Raw genomic sequence first — 17,657 nt, 5'->3', positions numbered from 1 at the left:
AAATTACCTATTTTTGATTATATATTGCTGCAAATTCTTTTGCATATTCTGCCAGCTTTGTTTTTCCTAAAACTGCCGGTTTGTTTTTATAATAATCTTCGCCCAATAAACCGCTGTAAAGTGCAGCGTACATTTCGACCAAACCTGCTGCGATTTTGGGTTGCATTCCTACTGAAATTAATCCGTTTAGAACTTCTTCATCGCTTATGAAATTCCATTTTAAATCTGGTTTTCCAATTGCTGCGCCTAAAATTTGAGCAGTTTCGTGACCATTTAATTCTTCGCTGGCTACATAACGAACTTTTTTTCCGTCAAGCGGAGTTGTAAGCTCTTCGGCAATTGCTTCTGCAATATCATTTGGAGAAACCCACGGAACCAATTCGTCGGCACCATAATTTGCAGAAATAAAACCTTGATTTTTTATCGCAGGAATGTAAGCCAGTAAATTGTAATAAAAAGATGTTGGACGCATAAACGTAATCGAAACTTCTGAAAGCTGATTTAAAACGGCTTCGATTTCATTGTAACGCTGAATAATTCCTGATTTTTCTTTTAAATGCGCGCCAATGCTGCTTAAAAATGCAACACGCTTTACACCAGATTGTTTAATGGCTTGGACATAAGCGTTTCCGATTTTGCGTGTAAAAGCGTCTAAATCTAATTTCGGGTCAAAATAATTGGCACGCGGAATCATGCAGTAAACGGCATCTGCGCCTGTAAATGTTTTAGCCAAAAAATCGACATCTTCTACAGAACCAATTGCTGCTTTTGCGCCTAAGGTTTCGATTTCTTGTTTTCTTTCGTTACTGCTGGCAATTACGGTAACGGAGTGTCCTTTTTGGATTAATTCTTTTGCCAAAGGCTTGCTGATGTTCCCGAGAGAACCTGTAATTATAATTTTCATAAGTTCTAAATTTTGATGTTACAAAGTTGCGTAACATCAAAAATATGGGTGTAGCCAAATCTACTATTGTTGTAGCCGGAAAAAGATTCTAAGTTACTGAGATGCTGAGATGCTAAGGTTTTGCTTTTTTTGCCCACGGGTTTTACGGATTGAACGGGTTTTCGCAGTTTATTTTAAAATATGCCACAGATTAAAAGGATTAAACAGATTTTTGCAGCTTGTTTTAAATCATTTTAATCCTTTTAATCTGTGGCAAAAAAACTTAAAAAGTAACCAGTGAAAACCCGTTCAATCCGTAAAATCCGTGGGCCAAATAAATCCCTTAATTTTGAGATAATTTCTTTTCGTTTTCGGTTTGGGGTTTTCCGGTTGCGTTTGGTTCGCCTTTTCCGGTTTCGATTAGTTTTTTAAGACTGTTTTGAATGTAGTTTGTCCAGGCATCGCGGCAGATTTCGAAGCATTCGTATTCTTGGTTTAAACCAAAATGTGTAAAACGAAGTTCTGTTTTTCCGTCTTTTTCTGTGATTTCAAAAGTTGGTTTTGTTCCTGTCCATTCCGTTTTGTCTTCGGTAAATTTGAAATAGTTTTCTTCAACCAGCCAGACAATTTTTTGATTCGGAATTACTTCAATCAATTTGATTTTACAGCGGTGAATATCTTCATAATGATAATTAAATTCATCATTTTGCTTGGCTGTATTTCCTTCAATTTCTTCTGACCACCAGCCGCGGACATTGGTAACGGCATTAAAAACTTCCTCTGGAGATTGATTGACTAATATTGCTGTAGTAAAATCTGATGCACTCATTTTTATGGTTTTTAAGTTGTATATCAAATTTATTCTTTAAAAATCAATAAGTTAGGTTTTAATAAGACAATTGTGCGGTGTATTTCGGACAAATCAAATTAACTTGGTAAAACATTAATAACTACTCGTTCTGGTGAAAGTGTAGAAATTTGTCTTTCGCATTTCCATTTCGAGCCACTTTCAATTCCTTCTAAAGTATTTCCGTTTTCTATAATATCACCATATTCGAAAACATAATAAACATAATTCCAAAGCAGATTTGCTATATCGTTAGCTTCAAATCCTGAGAATTGAATTTGAAAATCCGGAAGTCCAAAAGAGTGAAGTCCAACGCTGTCCATTATCAATTCATTATTTTCAGAATCGGATATATTGTATAATCTTACATTGCAAAGCACGTCCAGAATTGGCTTTTGCCCGCTTCCCCAATTTTCAATTAATTGTGCAGGATCTACTATTTTTTCTCCATGAAAGGAATAAATTGCATTTGGCTGAGTTGCTTTGGTTACAGCGGTTAAAAAAGTCATATACAGATTTACTCTTTCCTTATAAGGTAAATTTCTGGACATAAAATCTGTAATTAAGATTTCATAATTACATTTTTCTACAATTTCATTTGCCTCGTTCCAATGCCAGTTTTGCTGAAAAGCAGCATCAGGAATTTCTACATCAAATTTATTATCATCAGGAACAGCAATAAGACATTGCGCAGGAAGTGTTGCGTCTTCAAGTTCAATTTTAAATTCGGGAAATTGAAATATGAATGATTTATCCTGACTGATATTTTCAACAGTATCAAAAGACTTTTTTAATTCGTCTAAAATTGTATCAGCGTCTATTTTTGGCTGATCAATAAATAATAATTTGCAATTCAACATTTCTGGATAATTTTCCAGTCTTTCTTCTTCTGTATTTGCGGGTTTACTTTTTAGAAAATTGAATAATTTCATTAGTTAGTTCATTTTGGATATTCCAAAGATATTTAATTTTTAAGCAAATCAGTCGCCAGGAAAACGGAAAGCATGATGGCAATTATTAGAATACAGCCTGCTATTGAAATTGCAATTGTTCTTCCCCAGCCAAATTCTTCTCCGCCATTTTTAAGATGTTCGTTTATTTTTTCTTCCTGATATTGTTTCGTGAAATATGCCACAATACTCATATAAATTAAAGGAAAAATGAAGTTGGGAACTAGAACATTTTCCGGAATTAAAAAAATAAATCCAAAAATAAGAACCGTACCAATAAGAGTAATTATCCAGGTTCTTTTTACCTTTTCGAAATCATTAAAGGTTTTGAAATTTTGACTTAAAAGGTACCCGGCTACCAAAGGACCTCCTAAAAAAGTTCCAACACGTATTGCTTTTTGTGAATAAATTTTTTGATCTGGTATTTCTTGAAAATTAGAATTTTCAATTACTTCGTTTTCCATAATGTATTTTATAATTTGAAGTGCAAAATTAAATGTTTTTAATGAAAAACAATTTAAAATTGAAAGAAAATGCTTATATTTAAATAATGCTATTCAATGAGAAAAATTATTTTTTTAGTTACTACTTATTATCTCATTATATCCATTCTGCTTATTTTTTGATTTGTTATTTCAAAAATAACGACTTGTTCTTTTTTAGTTTCATCGCCATTTCGGCCAGAAACATATTCGTGAAGTATTACTTTGTTATCAAAAAAGATGGATTTTATTATTTCGGCATTCAAATTTGGAGATTGTTTAAAAAGGTTGATAAACATTTCTTCACATTCTTTTTTGCCGTTTATTGCTAATGTAAGATCTTGAAAATTATAAACTTTAATATCATCACTGTACAAAGGCATCATTTGTTGTATTGATCTATTGTTAAATGCTGACATCTGAATGTCCATTATTTCTTCTATTGTCATTATTTGGGATTGTTTTATAATATGAGTTTCTATTTTTTAGGCAATATAACTTTTAATTTTTTCAACGGCTTTTTGAATTTGTAAAAAATGATTTTCCATCACATTTTCCAAATCTAAAGTCCCGCCCAGAATCAGCATTTCTTTGTTTTCAAAGCGTTTTCCTAAACGATCTTCTAGCATTATGGTTTCCATACTTTGTGCCATTTTAATTTCGGTTAAAAAAGCATTTGGATGTCCGGCGGTGCAAATTACAAGTCCAAACGGAATTATTTTCATTTTCGGAAAATCGTCGGTTTGTCCGTAAGCATATCCAACCGAAAAAACGCGGTCGAACCAGCCTTTTAGTTTTGCGGGACAATCGCTCCACCAAACGGGATATAGAAAAATAATGCAATCGGCTTTTTCGATTTTTTGCTGTTCTGCTAAAACATCTTTAGAAATGGGGCGATTGAGTTTTGCAAAGCCTTCTCTTTCATATTCTTCTTCAGACATATCGCTTTGAAAATTGGAAGCGTATAAATCTGAAACTTCAAGATTCCAGTTTTGTTTTGCTATTGCAGATTTTAATTGTTCTAAAACCTGAAATGTATAGGACTTTTTACTCGGATGGCTGTATACGATTAAGATATTCATTTTGATGGTTTTAGAAAGTTATTAAATCAAAAAAGAGAACCTAAAGTTCTCTTTAATACGAAATTACAAATAATATTCTAATACCTTATTCTTCGACAAATTCTAAAATATCTCCGGGCTGGCAATCGAGAACTTTACAGATTGCTTCGAGCGTGCTGAAACGAACGGCTTTTGCCTTGCCAGTTTTTAATATGGAAAGATTAGATAAGGTCAAATCAACTTTTTCTGAAAGTTCATTTAATGACATTTTTCGTTTAGCCATCATTACGTCTAAATTTACTATAATTGGCATAACTTATATGGTTAATTCGCTTTCTTTTTGAAGTTCGATTCCTTTTGCAAAAAGCTGTGAGATAAAATATAAAATTCCGGCAAAAAATAAGAACGCATCTCCAAGTCCAATATGTTCGGTAAGATTGGGAAGCTGAATTCCCATTGCAGTAAATTTTTGGGAATAATTAACGGTTATGTTGCTAAAGATGCCAACAAGTAAAGAGAATCCGCTCATTTTCTGGATCAGTTTTCCAATTGTTTCATGAAACGGACTGACAAAATTAATCTTTAGGAAAATTTGAATAACAGAATAAAATACTAAAGCTTCTAAAATTGTAATTACCGTAATAGAGAAAACCATAATAGAGTAATCGACAACGTCGTACGCTTTTAACGGAGACAAATCTAAACCTAACTGAAGGTTTTTTGCTCCAACTTCGCTGATAAACATGCTAACCCCGTATGAGGCTAAAAGTGTTCCTGCTTTGACACAAAGCCCAATAAAAGCAATCCATGACACTACGTATAGGAGCTTTAAAATGTAAGTTGATCTTGTTGACATAATATTTTGATTTAAAATAAGTATGCAACAAATATAATAATTTATTGTTTATCAATAAAAATTTATTAAATATTAATTATTAATTATGAGTTGTGAGTTATGAATTATTAGTTAAAGCTTCAATGATAAATTAATTCATAATTCACAACTCATAATTCACAATTATTTGACGCGTTCATATTCTGATGTAGAGCAATCAATACATTCGTCTATTAAATACAGTTTATTGTTGTGAAATTCAAATGATCTGTCCAAATAAAATTCTTGTGTAAAGGAATCGCTTTTATCAATAACGATCATTTTTCTGTCTCCGCCAAAAACAGATTTTTTTGTTGTAATAAAAAATTTCTGCTGCTGTGACAGATTTCCGTTTATATAAGTTTTGATAGTAGAGTTTGAGATCTCAATTACCACTTTTTGATCTGATGTTTCTGAGCTTGTTGGTCCACCAAACCCGCCAGAAGTTCGAATCCAGCTCCATTTGCCTTCTAAACGATTTTCGTCAGAACGATTATCATCATTATCATTACAGGAAGAGAATGCAATTAAAATAAGAAGAAGTAAATATTTTTTCATCGGTTTAAATTTTGGTTTGTTTATTTATAGATGAAAAAAAAGTTAAATAGTTGCGTGAAAGTGGTTTAAAGTTATTTCAGCCGAATTAAAACGCCTTTGCGTTTCACGATATTTTTATAATCCCATTGAATGTTTCGGGCTTTATCGAGCCATCTTTTTAAATCGTCAATATTGATTTGATCTGAGCTTGTATAACGTGCTTCGGCGGCTTTAAAGCTTCCTTCATTTTGAAGTCCGCTTTCCTCAAAAGACTGTCCGCTCCAAAAAAGCAGTCTCACCGAATCTTTAAGTTTACTATATCCTGCAACAGGATTTCCGTCTAAAAACCAAACCGGATGACGATGCCAGATTTTGCTTTCGGCTTCTTGCAGGAAATCGTTAATTTCAACGCTTAAAATATCACATATTTTTTTGTCTTCAGCGTTTTGTGAGTCGTTGTATGCCTGGATTTCCTGATTCATGGTTTTAAATTTTAATTAATATCTTTTGAAAGCTCAAATAAAATGTAGGTTCCGTTTTCAGATCGTCCTTTTTCTTTTTCAATAAATCCTGTTTTGTTATAAAACTCAACAGCTTTGCTATTGTTTTCTAAACATTTTAAAGTAAGCGGAAATTGAGTTTTTTGAATGGCTGCTTTCAATAATTCGGTTCCAATTTTTTGGCCTTGATATTCCTGATCAACATATAGATGGTGAATGAAACTATTTGGCATCCAAATCGAAATAAAACCAACTGGAATATCATTAATATGTGCAACTAAAATATATTCTCCCTGCGTATGTTTTTCAAAATCATCCAATTTAAATTCTGATGTATCAAGCCACGAAAATGTTCTTTGTCTTTCTTTTAAAAATAGAATTTTTAAGGGTTCAAAATCACTTTTTGTAATTTCTGTTATTTTCATCAAATCGGGTTGTTGAATTTTGTTTTAAAAATAATCTTTTTTGCCTAAAAAGATCAATTAAAAAAGAATGTTGTTATGAAACCGGATTTGCGTTAGGGATGGAAGCGGCATCTCCCGATTTAGAAAAAAAAGGCTTTTTAGCCGTAGTTTTTGTTAATCGGGAATATAGCGTACAGCCCGGCCGAAGGAAACGCCCTAATTATTCTTTTAATCAGTAATCCATTTTCCTTGTTCTTTTGCAATGTCAATTAACTTTTGCCCGTGTTCGGTCATTAAGTTTTCCTGGATCATGCGTTCGGCTCTTTCTATATTGGGTTTACTCCATTTGCTGGTTTTTGGGTTGCGGTGCGAAAAGGTGAGATAGTAACTCTCGTCGTCGCGTTTTTTGCACAAACTGTCGATCCAGCCAAAACAAAGCGCTTCTTCTGTAGCTTCGATTAAATTGATGCTTTTGGTCTGGCTTTTTTTATGAAACAAAATCAGCCAAACTGATTTTTCGCTTACACTGTTTTCTGTCAGCCATTTGCGCCAGTCTGCTCTGGTTTCGGCATATACTGCTAATTTTCCGTCTTTAGTTTCCATAAATCTTATTTTTTAGTAAAGGTAAAATGGGATTGTGACAACGGTTTGTCAGTAGTAAAAATAATATTAAAATATTGATTATTTGATGTTTATGTTTTTAAATCAACTTTTGAAATGTTTGTTGAAAGTAGCCGTAATATTATTTACGAATTCTTTGGTGTATTGTCCTGTTTCGTCTAAATCCGGATCGAGAATTGTAATTTCAAGTCCGCTTAGTTTTTTACTTTCAAATAAATAGGAGGTAAGTTCATTAAATTCATCATAAGTTAAACCGTCTGGCGTTCTGCTGTCTACGCACGGCATAATATCGTCGTTAAGAACGTCGACGTCGATATGAAGCCAAAAACCATCTAAGTTTTTGTTTTCAACTTCTGAAAGAAATGTTTTTACAGCATTTGCGATACCTTGTTTTCGCAATTCCTGAAGGCTTAAGTATTTTGCCGAAGATTTTCGGATTTCGTTTTCGTATTCATCATCATATTCGCGATTGCCAACGCACCAAAGGTTTTCTTCTTTTATATAAGGAGATAAATTGAGAATGTTGGCTAATTTTTGATGTCCGTTTCCGGTAACAATTGAAGCTGCCATGCCGCCAACGCCGCCAGTTTCAGACAGAGAAACATCCATAAAATCAGTATGGCCGTCGAGATAAAACAAACCGTAATTTCCTTTTTGTTTTAAAGCCATTGCAGGACCTAAAAGAATACTGCAATCGCCGCCCAAAATAAACGGAAATTTATTGGCACTCAATAAATTGTTTATTAAATAGGCTTGCTCTCTGGCGTAGGTTACTAATGAATCTGCGTTGAGAATGTTGGTTTCGGGATCTTTTATATTGGAGTATTTTGGAGGATCGACTCTTATGATGTTTTTTGGATTAATTACTTTATGCAGATTATGTTTCCATAACCAATCCGGCAAACGATTTACGCCTGGTTCTTTTCCTGTTTGCGGTTCTTTTAGACCTAAATTAGAAGTGAATTCAACAATGCATATTTCTTTCATGGCGCTATTATTTACCGATAAAGTTATTAAAATTAATGCGGGTGTAAATTATTTTTAACAAACACGAATCAAAAAATCCGATTTGTTTTCACCAATCGGATTTTTGATATTTTATGATTTTCTCGTTAAATCTGTAATTAACAACGGATTGTTTTCTTTTAGCTTATTAACTAATTCTTCGACAATTCCGGGATTTTCTTTTATTGCTTCGTATTCTGCAGAAGTTATTCCTACTATTTGCAAAAAAGAAAGTTCACCGTGCGGAGTTTGTTTTTTTTCGATTTCAGGATCTGCAACGATTACTAAAGCTGTAATATCGGTTTCTGTATCAAGTCTTATAGGGCCGTTTGCGGGCATGTAATGAAATTCTTCAAACCAGTTGCCGCTGTCAAAAACATATTTAGCAATGTTTTGTAAAAGGGCGATTACCCAGCTTGGGTTTCCGTTATCTTCGGCAAAAGGTTTTAGCCTAAAAGTGAGTTCAAATCCCCATTTGCTAAATTCATCTTCAATTTTGTTTTCATCATAATATAACTCAGAAAATCCGTAGGTTACAAAGTGAAAATGATCTGTTTGTTTTTTGCTTTCGTAAATGCTTACGCCGTCCAGCGGATGTTCTCCGCCAAGCATATAACTTATGGCCGGAGCAAAATGTTTAGGTTCCTGATCTGGATAAAGACGTTCAAATTCATTATCGATTTGAAGCCATCCTACAGCATCATCTTCTGAAAATTGTTTTTTGTATTCTTCTAATGTCATAATTTCTTTTTATGATTAAAACGAATACAATATAAGATTTTTCGTTAAAAGAATAAATTAATATGTTTTTAATTTATTCATAATTTGATCAACGGCAAGTTCTAAACCTTTGCCATAATCTCCTTTTTTAAATTCGGGAACGGCATAGGTTGCAATAATGTTTTGAGTGTCTGTATCGTTAAGTTTATACCGAATAAGATCAATACTTTGAAGCTGAATTTGTCTCGATTGTTTGCTTACTACAATTAAAATTGTGGGTTCAAGCCTGGGATCTTTTGCCAGATATTGCTCTAATTCTAAAGCATAATTGGTATGCATCGTTGGGGTTGTTACAATCGTAATTTTGTAAAGAAATTGTTTTTCGAATGCTTTTAATGTATTGCTTAATGTTGTAGTTTGATCAGAACTTAAGATTTTTTCGAAGTCATTTACATAATCGTAAGATCCTGAAAAAGTGTTTTGTGAGCTTGAAACGGTGTTTTCTTTTTTTGTTTGGGAAAATAATATACTTGCTGGGAACGAGAGTATTATTATAAGGAAAAATATTTTTTTCATCGCAGGCGAAGATTAGATTTGGTGCTGCAAAAATACCACATTATTCGTCTAGGATAAAAAGATAAATTGATATTTATGTAAAGAAAAAAACCGATCTGTTTTTCAGACCGGTTTGGAAATGATATTATAATAAAGGAATTAAATGTTCCCAATTTAATTGTTTTGCAAAATCAAGTGCTGTTTTTCCGCTGGCAGTTTTAGCATTTTTATCTGCTCCTGATTCTAATAATACTTCTACAGAAGTAAGGTTTCCGGCAACGGCTTCTCTATGTAAAAAAGTATAACCTAATTCATCTTGTGCAGTCACTTCTTCCGGATTGTTTTTTACGAAATCAATAAGACTTTCTTTCATGTTTTTGCTCATAGGATGTTCTATAAGGTTCTCTGGTTTTTCTTTTTGTTCGTTAACAACTAAGATATCGTTGAAATCTCCAAAATCTAATCCCCATGCTTCGTCATGATCTTCTCTTTCGTCGTCGCTCATTTGGGAACGCATTGCCTGAATAGTAAATGCTCCATATGTTTTTCCTCCAATAGCAAATAACCAGTCACTGATTTGGTTGATTGGAATTTGTACTTCGTCTCCATTACTGACATTGGTTAATTCACTTGGCTGATTCACCAAAACGCCATAAATAGTTTTACCATCAAAATTCACATCGTTAATCCACATGTGTTCCACTACAGTTTCTCCGTCTATTTCCTGAGTGAAAGCCAGTTTTACACAAGCAACATCCAGTCCGGGAATTATTCTGCGGTATTCCCAGGATAATTCTCTCCAGAAATATTTAAAGGTTTCCTGCGCTTTTTTGAAAGCTTCGATCATTTTTGGATTTTCTCCATCGGCGAAAAAAATGGGTGTGTTTTCCATTGTATATATTTTTAAAGTGACTTTTGAAATACAGTTAAATTTAAACGAATAAAAAACCGATTTGTTTTGGCAAATCGGTTTTTTTATCATGAAAAGAAATCAATTTAGAAATTCACATCGTCTGCGATATTTCCGCCTTGTTCTGCAGCAAATTTTGCAGCATATTCTTTTTGTTTTGCTTGTTGATAATCATGGAATTCTGTGATATCTGCTGAATTCCAGTTTTGGTTTTGCTCTGTCATCCATTGCATTGCTACCGATTGGAAATCGGCAAGGTTGATTCCAAAGTTCTCTAAAATCCATTGTGCACCATCGATTCCGTATTCGTATGCAGCTTGTCTTGCTCCGGCTAATTCTTCGTAGAAATAACGGTCTGTTCTGATTCTTTCCAAATTTGCAGCACCTTCTTCTGAAATTGCAGCTTTAAGGTTTTCTAATTGCGGAACGGTTACATTTTCAGCATAATATTGTCCAAACAAAGTTGTAACGGTAAACGAAGTATCTTCGCCCATACGCTGCGGCCAGATTGTGTTTAATTCTTCCCAAACTACAGATTCGAAGCCCATTGCTTTGCAAACTTCAAGATAATCAACTCCTGCACTAATTTTAAGGCACATTGCTGTATACGTTCTTAAATCTACACCGTGAACTGGTTCAAGAAACGGATTGTTTTCGTCAACTTTTACAAATCCTGAAGTTTGAACTCCACTGTATTTTAAAGAATTTGCGTGCTCAAAACGAATCATTTGGTCAGAGTCGCAGTTGTTCCATTCTGTATAAACCGTTCTTCTGTAATTGAAATATATGTTTTGAATGTCTTTTTCGTCAAGATTTTCACCGCTTGCACGTTCGTCTGCAATCCATGCTTCGGCTCTTTCTGCAACTTCGGCATCAAAATCTTCAACATCGTAATGTGTTCCGTGTAAAGTTTCGGGATCGTATTCTACTTCCTGATATTCATTTTCGTAGTTATCTTCATAATTATCTTCATGACTTTCATTTGATGTTTGAGTCTGCTCGTAATTTTGATTTTCTTGTTTGTTGTCTCCGGTTAGAGCTCCAAAAAGTTTTTTAAACATTTGTTGATTTTTAAGGATTAATAATTATTAATTGGGTACTTGATTTTGATACATTTTTTCGTTGTGCTCTTTTAAATCGGGCGTAATTTTATTCCACTCGTCATACATGGCGCGCAGATAAACTTGATATAATTTTGGAGCATTTTTAATTACAAACTGCCTTTGTTCTTCGAGATCGTCCATTTTTGCCTGAATTTCACTTAAAACTTTTTTGTCAGATTCGTGAATTTTGCTCAGACTTAATTCATGTCGCTGATGATAGAGTTCACGCTCTTTTTTATCTTCAGTTTCAAAAGCTTCATATAAATAAGCGGTTCTTTGTTCGGCAAGACCTCGTGCAATGTTTTGTAAATTTCGACCTTGTGTACTTGGCGCAAATGTATTTTGCGTTTGACAGTACGGACATGAAATATAAGTTTCGATTAAAAAGATTTTTTCGATTTCGATATTTCCGCCGCATTGCGTACAGCTGAATTTGTTTTTAATGGCTTCGTATTCGTCTAATATTTTTTTGTATTCGATTTCAAGATCGCGTTCCTGAGTTTTTTCGATTTGTTTTCTCCAATAATCAAATTTGTCGTCAAAATCATTGTAGCGGTCTGAACAAGCGCTTCTAAAATCTGAAAGTAAATCATGATGTTTGTCCAGAACAGAAATTCTGGAATCGAGATCGTAATAAATGCTGTCTATTTTTTCTTCGTAAGTATCTCTGGCTTTGTCTCTAATGTTGTTTAGCTGGCCATTTATTCCCGAAAGTACTCTGTGAAAAGTTCTTTTGTAAAGATCTTCATCTTCTTGCAAAAGTTGTTTCAATTCTGGAATTGAGGCTGTTGCCAGTTCTTCCATTTTTGCTTCGAGTTTTTCTAAAAACGCAAACCATCTTTGTTGTGATTCCTGAAGTTCTGCGTACCATTCTGGAAATGTTTCTTTACTTCCTTCGTTTTTTTCTGGGTCTTTTGATTTATTAAATAGTCCGAACACGTGATATGATTTTAAATTGAATTATCTTCTTTTTTAATATAAACTCCGTCTGTAAGTTTTACGGTTATAAACTCAAATCCGCAATAAGCGCAATGTGTTACGCCGTCTTGTTTTGCTCTTCCGGCGCCGCAGTTTGGACAGTCTTTTGCATTCATTTTGGCATCGTTGATTTCCATTTCGCCGCCGTAATTAGTTTGGTTTTGAGCTTTCTGTTTTAGTCTGTCTAAAAACGAATTGACTTTTTTCTCTTCCATTACAATTGGCTTAATAATTCAGATTTTTTTGTTTTGAATTCGTCTTCGTCGATTAAACCGGCATCAAATAAAGATTTTAGTTTTTGAAGTTTAGATGTTAAGTCATCTTTTACTTCTTCTTTCGGCGTTTCTTTATTTTGCTGTAATTGATTTAACAGAATTCCCATGCTCAATGCGTTTTGGGTTGCATCGTGAAGCGTGGTTCCTTTATCGCCAATTGCGGTTGCGGTATTGAATTTGGTAAATTTATCCATATCGGTTACCATATTCATATTGGTGATTTTGTCGTAATGTGCCGTAACTTCTTCAGGCAATGTAACGCTGGTGATTACAAACTGCGTTAATTCAATTCCGAATTGAAGAAAATACGGTTTTAGATACGGTTCGATTTTTTTGCCTAATTGGGTAATATTTCCGGCAATGTCGGTTACGGTGATGTTTTCGTTTGCTAAAACTTCTCCAAATTTTGGCGCAACGAAATCTCGTAACTGGTTTTGCAATTCAAAAATGGTAAGCTGCTGATACGTTCCTGCATACTGACGAAAGAATTTAGCAACATCGACAATTTGAATGTCGAAACTTCCGAAAGCGCGAATTCTGATTTGTCCGAATTGTGGATCGTTTAGCAGAATAGGAGCGGGAGTTCCCCATTTATTATTGATGAATTGATGGGTGTTGAAAAAATAGATATCGACTTTAAACGGACTTTCAAAACCGTATTTCCAGCCTTTCAGCTTGCTTAAAATCGGAATGTTTTCTGTTGATAAAGTGTGAAGTCCCGGTGAATAGACATCGGCAAGCTGACCTTCGTTTAAAAGCATTACGTGCTGGCTTTCGCGAACGGTTAGTTTTGCTCCGTTTTTTATTTCTTTATCTTCATCATAAAATTTCCACATTAGTAAATTAGGATCACTTGTTGTGGCTTCAATTATTTCTATAAAAGGTAATGTCATAAATTCTTATTTATAAAGAATAAAAATAAGAATTATAAGACGATAGTGAAATTTTTTAATGTGAAGTTTTTAACAAATTTTTCTTTATAAATTTTAAAGTTTATGTTTTTAATTAAAGGATTGTCATTTCGACCTAAAGGAGAAATCGCACTCGTATGTCGACAAAGATTGGGGATTTGCTTTGAGGAGTTTCTTGTGAAGATTCCTCGTTCCTCGGAATGACAAAGATTAGGGATTTTCTTTGTGGATTTTCTTTATAGAGTTTCTTGTGAAGATTCCTCGTTCCTCGGAATGACAAAGATTGGCGATTTTGTTTGTGGAGTTTCTCTGTCGATATACGAGTGCGATTTCTCGTTCCTCGAAATGACAAAATAAAAAATCCGATCTGTTTTCACAAATCGGATTTTTAAATTGAAAATTATATATGACCGTAAAACGGTATATTTTTACAAGTGAATTACTTCGCCGTAAGCATCTGCTACAGCTTCCATAACAGCCTCGCTCATTGTTGGATGAGGGTGGATAGATTTTAGGATTTCATGACCTGTAGTTTCTAGTTTACGAGCTACAACTGCCTCAGCAATCATATCTGTAACACCAGCACCAATCATGTGGCATCCTAACCATTCTCCGTATTTAGCATCGAAAATTACTTTTACGAATCCGTCTGGAGTTCCGGCAGCTTTAGCTTTTCCTGAAGCTGAGAATGGGAATTTACCAATTTTTAATTCGTAACCTTTTTCTTTTGCTTGTTTTTCAGTTAAACCTACAGAAGCAATTTCTGGAGTTGCGTAAGTACAACCCGGAACGTTTCCGTAATCGATTGGCTGTACGTGAAGTCCTTTAATTTTTTCTACACAGTTAATTCCTTCTGCAGAAGCTACGTGAGCTAATGCTTGCCCTGGAGTAACGTCTCCAATTGCATAATATCCAGGAATGTTAGTTTCGTTGTAAGCGTTTACTAAGATTTTATCTCTGTCAACAGCGATTCCAACTTCTTCTAAACCAATATTTTCAATGTTTGTTTTGATTCCAACTGCCGAAAGTACGATGTCAGCTTCAAGAACTTCTTCTCCTTTTGCAGTTTTAACAAATGCTTTTACTCCTGCACCAGTTGTGTCAATACGCTCAACAGATGAGCTGGTCATTACTTTAATTCCGGCTTTTTTCAAAGAACGCTCAAATTGTTTTGAGATATCTTCATCTTCTACAGGAACAACGTTTGGCATAAATTCTACAATAGTAACATCAGTTCCCATTGAGTTGTAGAAATGAGCAAATTCAACTCCAATTGCTCCAGAACCTACAATAATCATAGATTTTGGCTGTGTTGGTAATGTCATTGCCTGACGGTAACCAATTACTTTTACACCATCTTGTGGTAAGTTTGGTAACTCACGAGAGCGAGCTCCGGTTGCGATGATAATGTGATCAGCGCTGTATTCAGTAACTTTATTATCTTTATCTGTAACGTCAAGTTTTTTTCCTGGTTTTAGTTTTCCAAAACCTTCGATAACGTCAATTTTGTTTTTTTTCATTAGGAATTGAACACCTTTGCTCATTCCTTCTGCAACACCACGGCTGCGTTGAACAACAGCAGGAAAATCTTTATCGAATTCAGAAACTTTTAATCCGTAGTCAGAAGCGTGTTTTAAATAATCAAAAACCTGAGCTGATTTTAATAATGCTTTTGTTGGGATACATCCCCAGTTTAAACATACACCACCAAGGTTTTCTTTTTCAACTACAGCTACTTTAAAGCCTAATTGTGAAGCTCTAATCGCTGTTACATATCCTCCAGGACCACTTCCTAAAACAATAACGTCGTATTTCATTTTTTGTGTTTTTAGTATTAACTATCGAAAATGAGGTTTATAGATTCCGAAACTCACTTATCGATTTTCTTTTGTTATTTGTGATTGCGAATTTAATGATTTATTTTAAAAACAGTATCATGTAGAAAAGTAAAAAGGTAAAATGTGGAAAATTTGAAATATTGATTCGTTTGTCAGGCTGAGCGAAGTCGAAGCCTGCTGCTTGTGAAAAGCTCTTCGACTTAGCTCAGAGTGACAGAGATTATTAAATAATAATAAAGCCACAGATTATTAGGATTAAAAAGATTTTTTAAAATCCGTTTAATCTGTGTAATCTGTGGCTATATATTTTGTTTTTATGGAACTATGTGGAAGTAGTTTGCGCGGGCTTCGACTTCGCTCAGCCTGACAAAATAATGGTGAATTGTAAATTGTTAATGGTGAATTATTAATTAAGCATTATCAGCCATTAACAATTCACCATTAACAATTTACAATTAATAATTAAACTTTAACGTGTCCCCAGTTTTCACCGCTGGCAATTCTGCGAATCTGCATTTCGCTTACGCCGAATTGTTTAGCGATCATTTTAAGACGTGTTTTTTGTTCTGGTCTTGCTAATATTTTTTTGATTAACATGACTTTTGTGGTCGTTAATTTTCGTCCGTCGGCTTTTAAGTTGTGTTCGATCAGGTTTTTCTTCGCCTGAATCACACGCGGACTTTTGCGGCTGTGCGCCATCATTTCTTGTTTTGTTGCCCAGCGTAAATTGCTGATGTCGTCATTGCTTCGGTTGTAATCGAGATGCAGAACATAGGTTTGATCTTCTGATTGTTTTGGAAGAAAATATTGAGCAACTAATTTGTAGAGAAATAAATATTTGTTGATGATTTTGTCATCTTTTTTAACCTTAAATCTAAAAGTAGGATATCCATCGCTTAAACCGCCTTTTAAGATTCGGCCGTTTTCAATTTCATCTGTAAAGCTTATTAATCTTCCTCTGTTTGAAATTGCGTATTTAAGTTGTAATGATGCGTTTATTTCTATTTCTTTGAATTCTTCGTTAGGATAAAATCTGTTATGTGGCATTTTCTTTTTCATTTAAATTTTGTCTCTCAAAGATAAAGAATTCTGAAATGAAGAAAGTTATACTGTAAGTTACATAATATCAACTTTATGATTCTTATAACGCTATTTTAACTTTTTAGAATGATTTTGACACTTATTTGGTCAGTTTAAAACTTCAAATTGTGAATTATGCAGTTTTAGATTTTTCGCGAAAGCGTAAATTTTAGCGTTTTCAGATTCAAAAAAAGAATGAATTTTATTGATCGAGCCAGTTTTTGAAATTATTAATTTCTTTTTTACTGATAATTATTGGGTCGTTTTCGATAGGAGGAACGGTAAGAATGAGTTCGATTTTTTGATGAGAATGTTTTACAACTTCTTTTATAATATTTCGGTGTACGATATATTTTCTGTTTATTTTGAAAAAGATAAACGGATCGAGACTGTTTATAATATCAGTAATCGTACTATTGTATAAATAACTGTTTCCTGATTTTACATATATAAATAAGTGCTTTCCTGATGCAGCAAAATAGGTAATTTCAGATTCGTTTACTGAAATTAGTTTATAACCGTGATTTACTAAAAAATGACGTTGTATTTTGCTTGTTTCAGGATTTTCGATGGCAACTAAAGATTGCAGTGTTGCATCGGCATTGAAACTGTCTTTTATTTTTTTGAATTTGGTTAGGGCTTCTAATAGTTCTTGTTCTTCAAAAGGTTTTAAAAGATAATCAATTGTAAAGTGTTTGAAAACCGAAATGGCATAAGAATCATAAGCGGTAACAAAAATGACAGGGCAGGAGATGGTGGCTTTCTCAAATATTTCGAGACTTTTCCCGTCGCCCAAGTGGATATCCATAAAAGCTAAGTCAACATTGTTTTGTTTAAAAAATTCGACTGCTTCTTTTACAGATTTTAAAACTGCAATTTCGGCAATCTGCAAAATGTCCTGCTGTTCTAAAATTGACTTTAGGTAAGTGGATGCAAGATATTCGTCTTCGACAATGGCAATTTTCATTTTCCTTTTGAGATAAAGTTAAAAAGTTTCATTTTTAAGTGAGAAGCTCTTAAATGATTTTGCAAATATAATTGTCTATAGTTTTTTTACAACAAGTTTTTATAGGAGTTTGTATTTTTGTTGTAATTTAATCTTTTTTGATATGAATAAATGCAA

General features: G+C 33.8%; 23 protein-coding genes. All 23 read right to left on the bottom strand.

Translation table 11 applies throughout. The annotated features are described in order from the left end of the window. Positions 1-7: 7 nt before the first annotated feature. The 23 genes from J2Y38_RS01635 to J2Y38_RS01525 all read right to left on the bottom strand — a co-directional run bounded on the left by J2Y38_RS01635 (position 8) and on the right by J2Y38_RS01525 (position 17,501). A complete protein-coding gene (locus J2Y38_RS01635) occupies positions 8-904 on the bottom strand; it encodes an NAD(P)H-binding protein (RefSeq protein WP_309838981.1) in 897 nt (298 codons plus the stop codon). A gap of 322 nt (positions 905-1,226) precedes the next feature. Next, positions 1,227-1,712 (bottom strand): SRPBCC domain-containing protein, encoded by a 486-nt coding sequence (locus tag J2Y38_RS01630; protein WP_309838979.1) that lies wholly within the window; start codon positions 1,710-1,712, stop codon positions 1,227-1,229. Positions 1,713-1,810: 98 nt separating this feature from the next. Further along, entirely contained in the window at positions 1,811-2,662 is an 852-nt protein-coding gene (locus J2Y38_RS01625) for a DUF4261 domain-containing protein (protein ID WP_309838977.1), read from the bottom strand. 32 nt (positions 2,663-2,694) lie between these two features. Continuing rightward, positions 2,695-3,144 carry a hypothetical protein gene (locus J2Y38_RS01620; protein ID WP_309838975.1) on the bottom strand — a complete coding sequence of 150 codons (450 nt, stop codon included), beginning with the start codon at positions 3,142-3,144 and terminating at the stop codon, positions 2,695-2,697. Positions 3,145-3,272: 128 nt separating this feature from the next. Beyond that, positions 3,273-3,611 carry a nuclear transport factor 2 family protein gene (locus J2Y38_RS01615; protein WP_180858351.1) on the bottom strand — a complete coding sequence of 113 codons (339 nt, stop codon included), beginning with the start codon at positions 3,609-3,611 and terminating at the stop codon, positions 3,273-3,275. A 36-nt stretch (positions 3,612-3,647) separates the two neighbouring features. Next, the gene (locus J2Y38_RS01610; protein WP_309838972.1) at positions 3,648-4,244 is read right to left on the bottom strand and encodes an NAD(P)H-dependent oxidoreductase; all 597 of its coding nucleotides are present in this window, start codon (positions 4,242-4,244) and stop codon (positions 3,648-3,650) included. Between the two features lie 85 nt (positions 4,245-4,329). Next, positions 4,330-4,536, bottom strand: coding sequence for a helix-turn-helix transcriptional regulator (locus tag J2Y38_RS01605; RefSeq protein WP_160375343.1), 207 nt, complete (start codon positions 4,534-4,536; stop codon positions 4,330-4,332). A 3-nt stretch (positions 4,537-4,539) separates the two neighbouring features. After that, positions 4,540-5,079 (bottom strand): hypothetical protein, encoded by a 540-nt coding sequence (locus J2Y38_RS01600; protein ID WP_309838968.1) that lies wholly within the window; start codon positions 5,077-5,079, stop codon positions 4,540-4,542. 162 nt (positions 5,080-5,241) lie between these two features. Beyond that, complete coding sequence (locus tag J2Y38_RS01595; RefSeq protein WP_309838966.1) at positions 5,242-5,655, bottom strand: hypothetical protein; 414 nt, start codon at positions 5,653-5,655, stop codon at positions 5,242-5,244. Positions 5,656-5,726: 71 nt separating this feature from the next. Continuing rightward, positions 5,727-6,116 carry a DUF1801 domain-containing protein gene (locus J2Y38_RS01590; RefSeq protein WP_309838964.1) on the bottom strand — a complete coding sequence of 130 codons (390 nt, stop codon included), beginning with the start codon at positions 6,114-6,116 and terminating at the stop codon, positions 5,727-5,729. 11 nt (positions 6,117-6,127) lie between these two features. Then, complete coding sequence (locus tag J2Y38_RS01585) at positions 6,128-6,559, bottom strand: GNAT family N-acetyltransferase (RefSeq protein ID WP_309838962.1); 432 nt, start codon at positions 6,557-6,559, stop codon at positions 6,128-6,130. A 207-nt stretch (positions 6,560-6,766) separates the two neighbouring features. Further along, complete coding sequence (locus J2Y38_RS01580) at positions 6,767-7,141, bottom strand: hypothetical protein (RefSeq protein ID WP_309838960.1); 375 nt, start codon at positions 7,139-7,141, stop codon at positions 6,767-6,769. Between the two features lie 102 nt (positions 7,142-7,243). Then, positions 7,244-8,146 (bottom strand): arginase family protein, encoded by a 903-nt coding sequence (locus J2Y38_RS01575; RefSeq protein ID WP_309838958.1) that lies wholly within the window; start codon positions 8,144-8,146, stop codon positions 7,244-7,246. 111 nt (positions 8,147-8,257) lie between these two features. Further along, complete coding sequence (locus J2Y38_RS01570) at positions 8,258-8,905, bottom strand: suppressor of fused domain protein (protein WP_309838956.1); 648 nt, start codon at positions 8,903-8,905, stop codon at positions 8,258-8,260. A 57-nt stretch (positions 8,906-8,962) separates the two neighbouring features. Further along, positions 8,963-9,460, bottom strand: coding sequence for a TPM domain-containing protein (locus J2Y38_RS01565; RefSeq protein WP_309838954.1), 498 nt, complete (start codon positions 9,458-9,460; stop codon positions 8,963-8,965). 124 nt (positions 9,461-9,584) lie between these two features. Continuing rightward, on the bottom strand, positions 9,585-10,331 hold the full coding sequence (locus J2Y38_RS01560) for a DUF2314 domain-containing protein (protein ID WP_309838952.1): 747 nt from the start codon (positions 10,329-10,331) through the stop codon (positions 9,585-9,587). 104 nt (positions 10,332-10,435) lie between these two features. Continuing rightward, positions 10,436-11,410: a DUF6620 family protein gene (locus J2Y38_RS01555; RefSeq protein ID WP_309838950.1), complete on the bottom strand. Its 975-nt coding sequence runs from the start codon at positions 11,408-11,410 to the stop codon at positions 10,436-10,438. A 27-nt stretch (positions 11,411-11,437) separates the two neighbouring features. Continuing rightward, on the bottom strand, positions 11,438-12,391 hold the full coding sequence (locus J2Y38_RS01550) for a hypothetical protein (RefSeq protein ID WP_309838948.1): 954 nt from the start codon (positions 12,389-12,391) through the stop codon (positions 11,438-11,440). An 11-nt stretch (positions 12,392-12,402) separates the two neighbouring features. Continuing rightward, the gene (locus tag J2Y38_RS01545) at positions 12,403-12,645 is read right to left on the bottom strand and encodes a hypothetical protein (RefSeq protein WP_053471715.1); all 243 of its coding nucleotides are present in this window, start codon (positions 12,643-12,645) and stop codon (positions 12,403-12,405) included. Further along, entirely contained in the window at positions 12,645-13,598 is a 954-nt protein-coding gene (locus tag J2Y38_RS01540; RefSeq protein ID WP_309838945.1) for an SPFH domain-containing protein, read from the bottom strand. The genes J2Y38_RS01545 and J2Y38_RS01540 overlap by 1 nt, the downstream gene beginning before the upstream one ends. Positions 13,599-14,044: 446 nt before the next feature. Further along, entirely contained in the window at positions 14,045-15,433 is a 1,389-nt protein-coding gene (gene lpdA / locus J2Y38_RS01535) for a dihydrolipoyl dehydrogenase (protein WP_309838943.1), read from the bottom strand. A 483-nt stretch (positions 15,434-15,916) separates the two neighbouring features. Then, on the bottom strand, positions 15,917-16,501 hold the full coding sequence (locus tag J2Y38_RS01530; protein ID WP_053471817.1) for an HNH endonuclease: 585 nt from the start codon (positions 16,499-16,501) through the stop codon (positions 15,917-15,919). A 235-nt stretch (positions 16,502-16,736) separates the two neighbouring features. After that, positions 16,737-17,501, bottom strand: a complete 765-nt coding sequence (locus tag J2Y38_RS01525; protein WP_073484924.1) for a LytTR family DNA-binding domain-containing protein — start codon at positions 17,499-17,501, stop codon at positions 16,737-16,739. Positions 17,502-17,657: the final 156 nt, after the last annotated feature.

It is taken from the genome of Flavobacterium sp. 2755 (genome assembly GCF_031455715.1).
GTDB lineage: Bacteria > Bacteroidota > Bacteroidia > Flavobacteriales > Flavobacteriaceae > Flavobacterium.
Note: the sequence above shows the minus strand (reverse complement) of the source record. Positions and strands in the feature narration are given on the sequence as shown.

Coding starts and splice junctions, on each gene's coding strand:
- J2Y38_RS01560 (WP_309838952.1), bottom strand. CDS start 10,331: ATGGAAAACACACCCATTTTTTTCGCCGATGGAGAAAATCCAAAAATG.
- J2Y38_RS01585 (WP_309838962.1), bottom strand. CDS start 6,559: ATGAAAATAACAGAAATTACAAAAAGTGATTTTGAACCCTTAAAAATT.
- J2Y38_RS01530 (WP_053471817.1), bottom strand. CDS start 16,501: ATGCCACATAACAGATTTTATCCTAACGAAGAATTCAAAGAAATAGAA.
- J2Y38_RS01610 (WP_309838972.1), bottom strand. CDS start 4,244: ATGAATATCTTAATCGTATACAGCCATCCGAGTAAAAAGTCCTATACA.
- J2Y38_RS01580 (WP_309838960.1), bottom strand. CDS start 7,141: ATGGAAACTAAAGACGGAAAATTAGCAGTATATGCCGAAACCAGAGCA.
- J2Y38_RS01540 (WP_309838945.1), bottom strand. CDS start 13,598: ATGACATTACCTTTTATAGAAATAATTGAAGCCACAACAAGTGATCCT.
- J2Y38_RS01555 (WP_309838950.1), bottom strand. CDS start 11,410: ATGTTTAAAAAACTTTTTGGAGCTCTAACCGGAGACAACAAACAAGAA.
- J2Y38_RS01600 (WP_309838968.1), bottom strand. CDS start 5,079: ATGTCAACAAGATCAACTTACATTTTAAAGCTCCTATACGTAGTGTCA.
- J2Y38_RS01545 (WP_053471715.1), bottom strand. CDS start 12,645: ATGGAAGAGAAAAAAGTCAATTCGTTTTTAGACAGACTAAAACAGAAA.
- J2Y38_RS01590 (WP_309838964.1), bottom strand. CDS start 6,116: ATGAATCAGGAAATCCAGGCATACAACGACTCACAAAACGCTGAAGAC.
- J2Y38_RS01635 (WP_309838981.1), bottom strand. CDS start 904: ATGAAAATTATAATTACAGGTTCTCTCGGGAACATCAGCAAGCCTTTG.
- J2Y38_RS01525 (WP_073484924.1), bottom strand. CDS start 17,501: ATGAAAATTGCCATTGTCGAAGACGAATATCTTGCATCCACTTACCTA.
- J2Y38_RS01620 (WP_309838975.1), bottom strand. CDS start 3,144: ATGGAAAACGAAGTAATTGAAAATTCTAATTTTCAAGAAATACCAGAT.
- J2Y38_RS01570 (WP_309838956.1), bottom strand. CDS start 8,905: ATGACATTAGAAGAATACAAAAAACAATTTTCAGAAGATGATGCTGTA.
- J2Y38_RS01575 (WP_309838958.1), bottom strand. CDS start 8,146: ATGAAAGAAATATGCATTGTTGAATTCACTTCTAATTTAGGTCTAAAA.
- J2Y38_RS01630 (WP_309838979.1), bottom strand. CDS start 1,712: ATGAGTGCATCAGATTTTACTACAGCAATATTAGTCAATCAATCTCCA.
- J2Y38_RS01625 (WP_309838977.1), bottom strand. CDS start 2,662: ATGAAATTATTCAATTTTCTAAAAAGTAAACCCGCAAATACAGAAGAA.
- J2Y38_RS01605 (WP_160375343.1), bottom strand. CDS start 4,536: ATGCCAATTATAGTAAATTTAGACGTAATGATGGCTAAACGAAAAATG.
- lpdA (WP_309838943.1), bottom strand. CDS start 15,433: ATGAAATACGACGTTATTGTTTTAGGAAGTGGTCCTGGAGGATATGTA.
- J2Y38_RS01615 (WP_180858351.1), bottom strand. CDS start 3,611: ATGACAATAGAAGAAATAATGGACATTCAGATGTCAGCATTTAACAAT.
- J2Y38_RS01595 (WP_309838966.1), bottom strand. CDS start 5,655: ATGAAAAAATATTTACTTCTTCTTATTTTAATTGCATTCTCTTCCTGT.
- J2Y38_RS01565 (WP_309838954.1), bottom strand. CDS start 9,460: ATGAAAAAAATATTTTTCCTTATAATAATACTCTCGTTCCCAGCAAGT.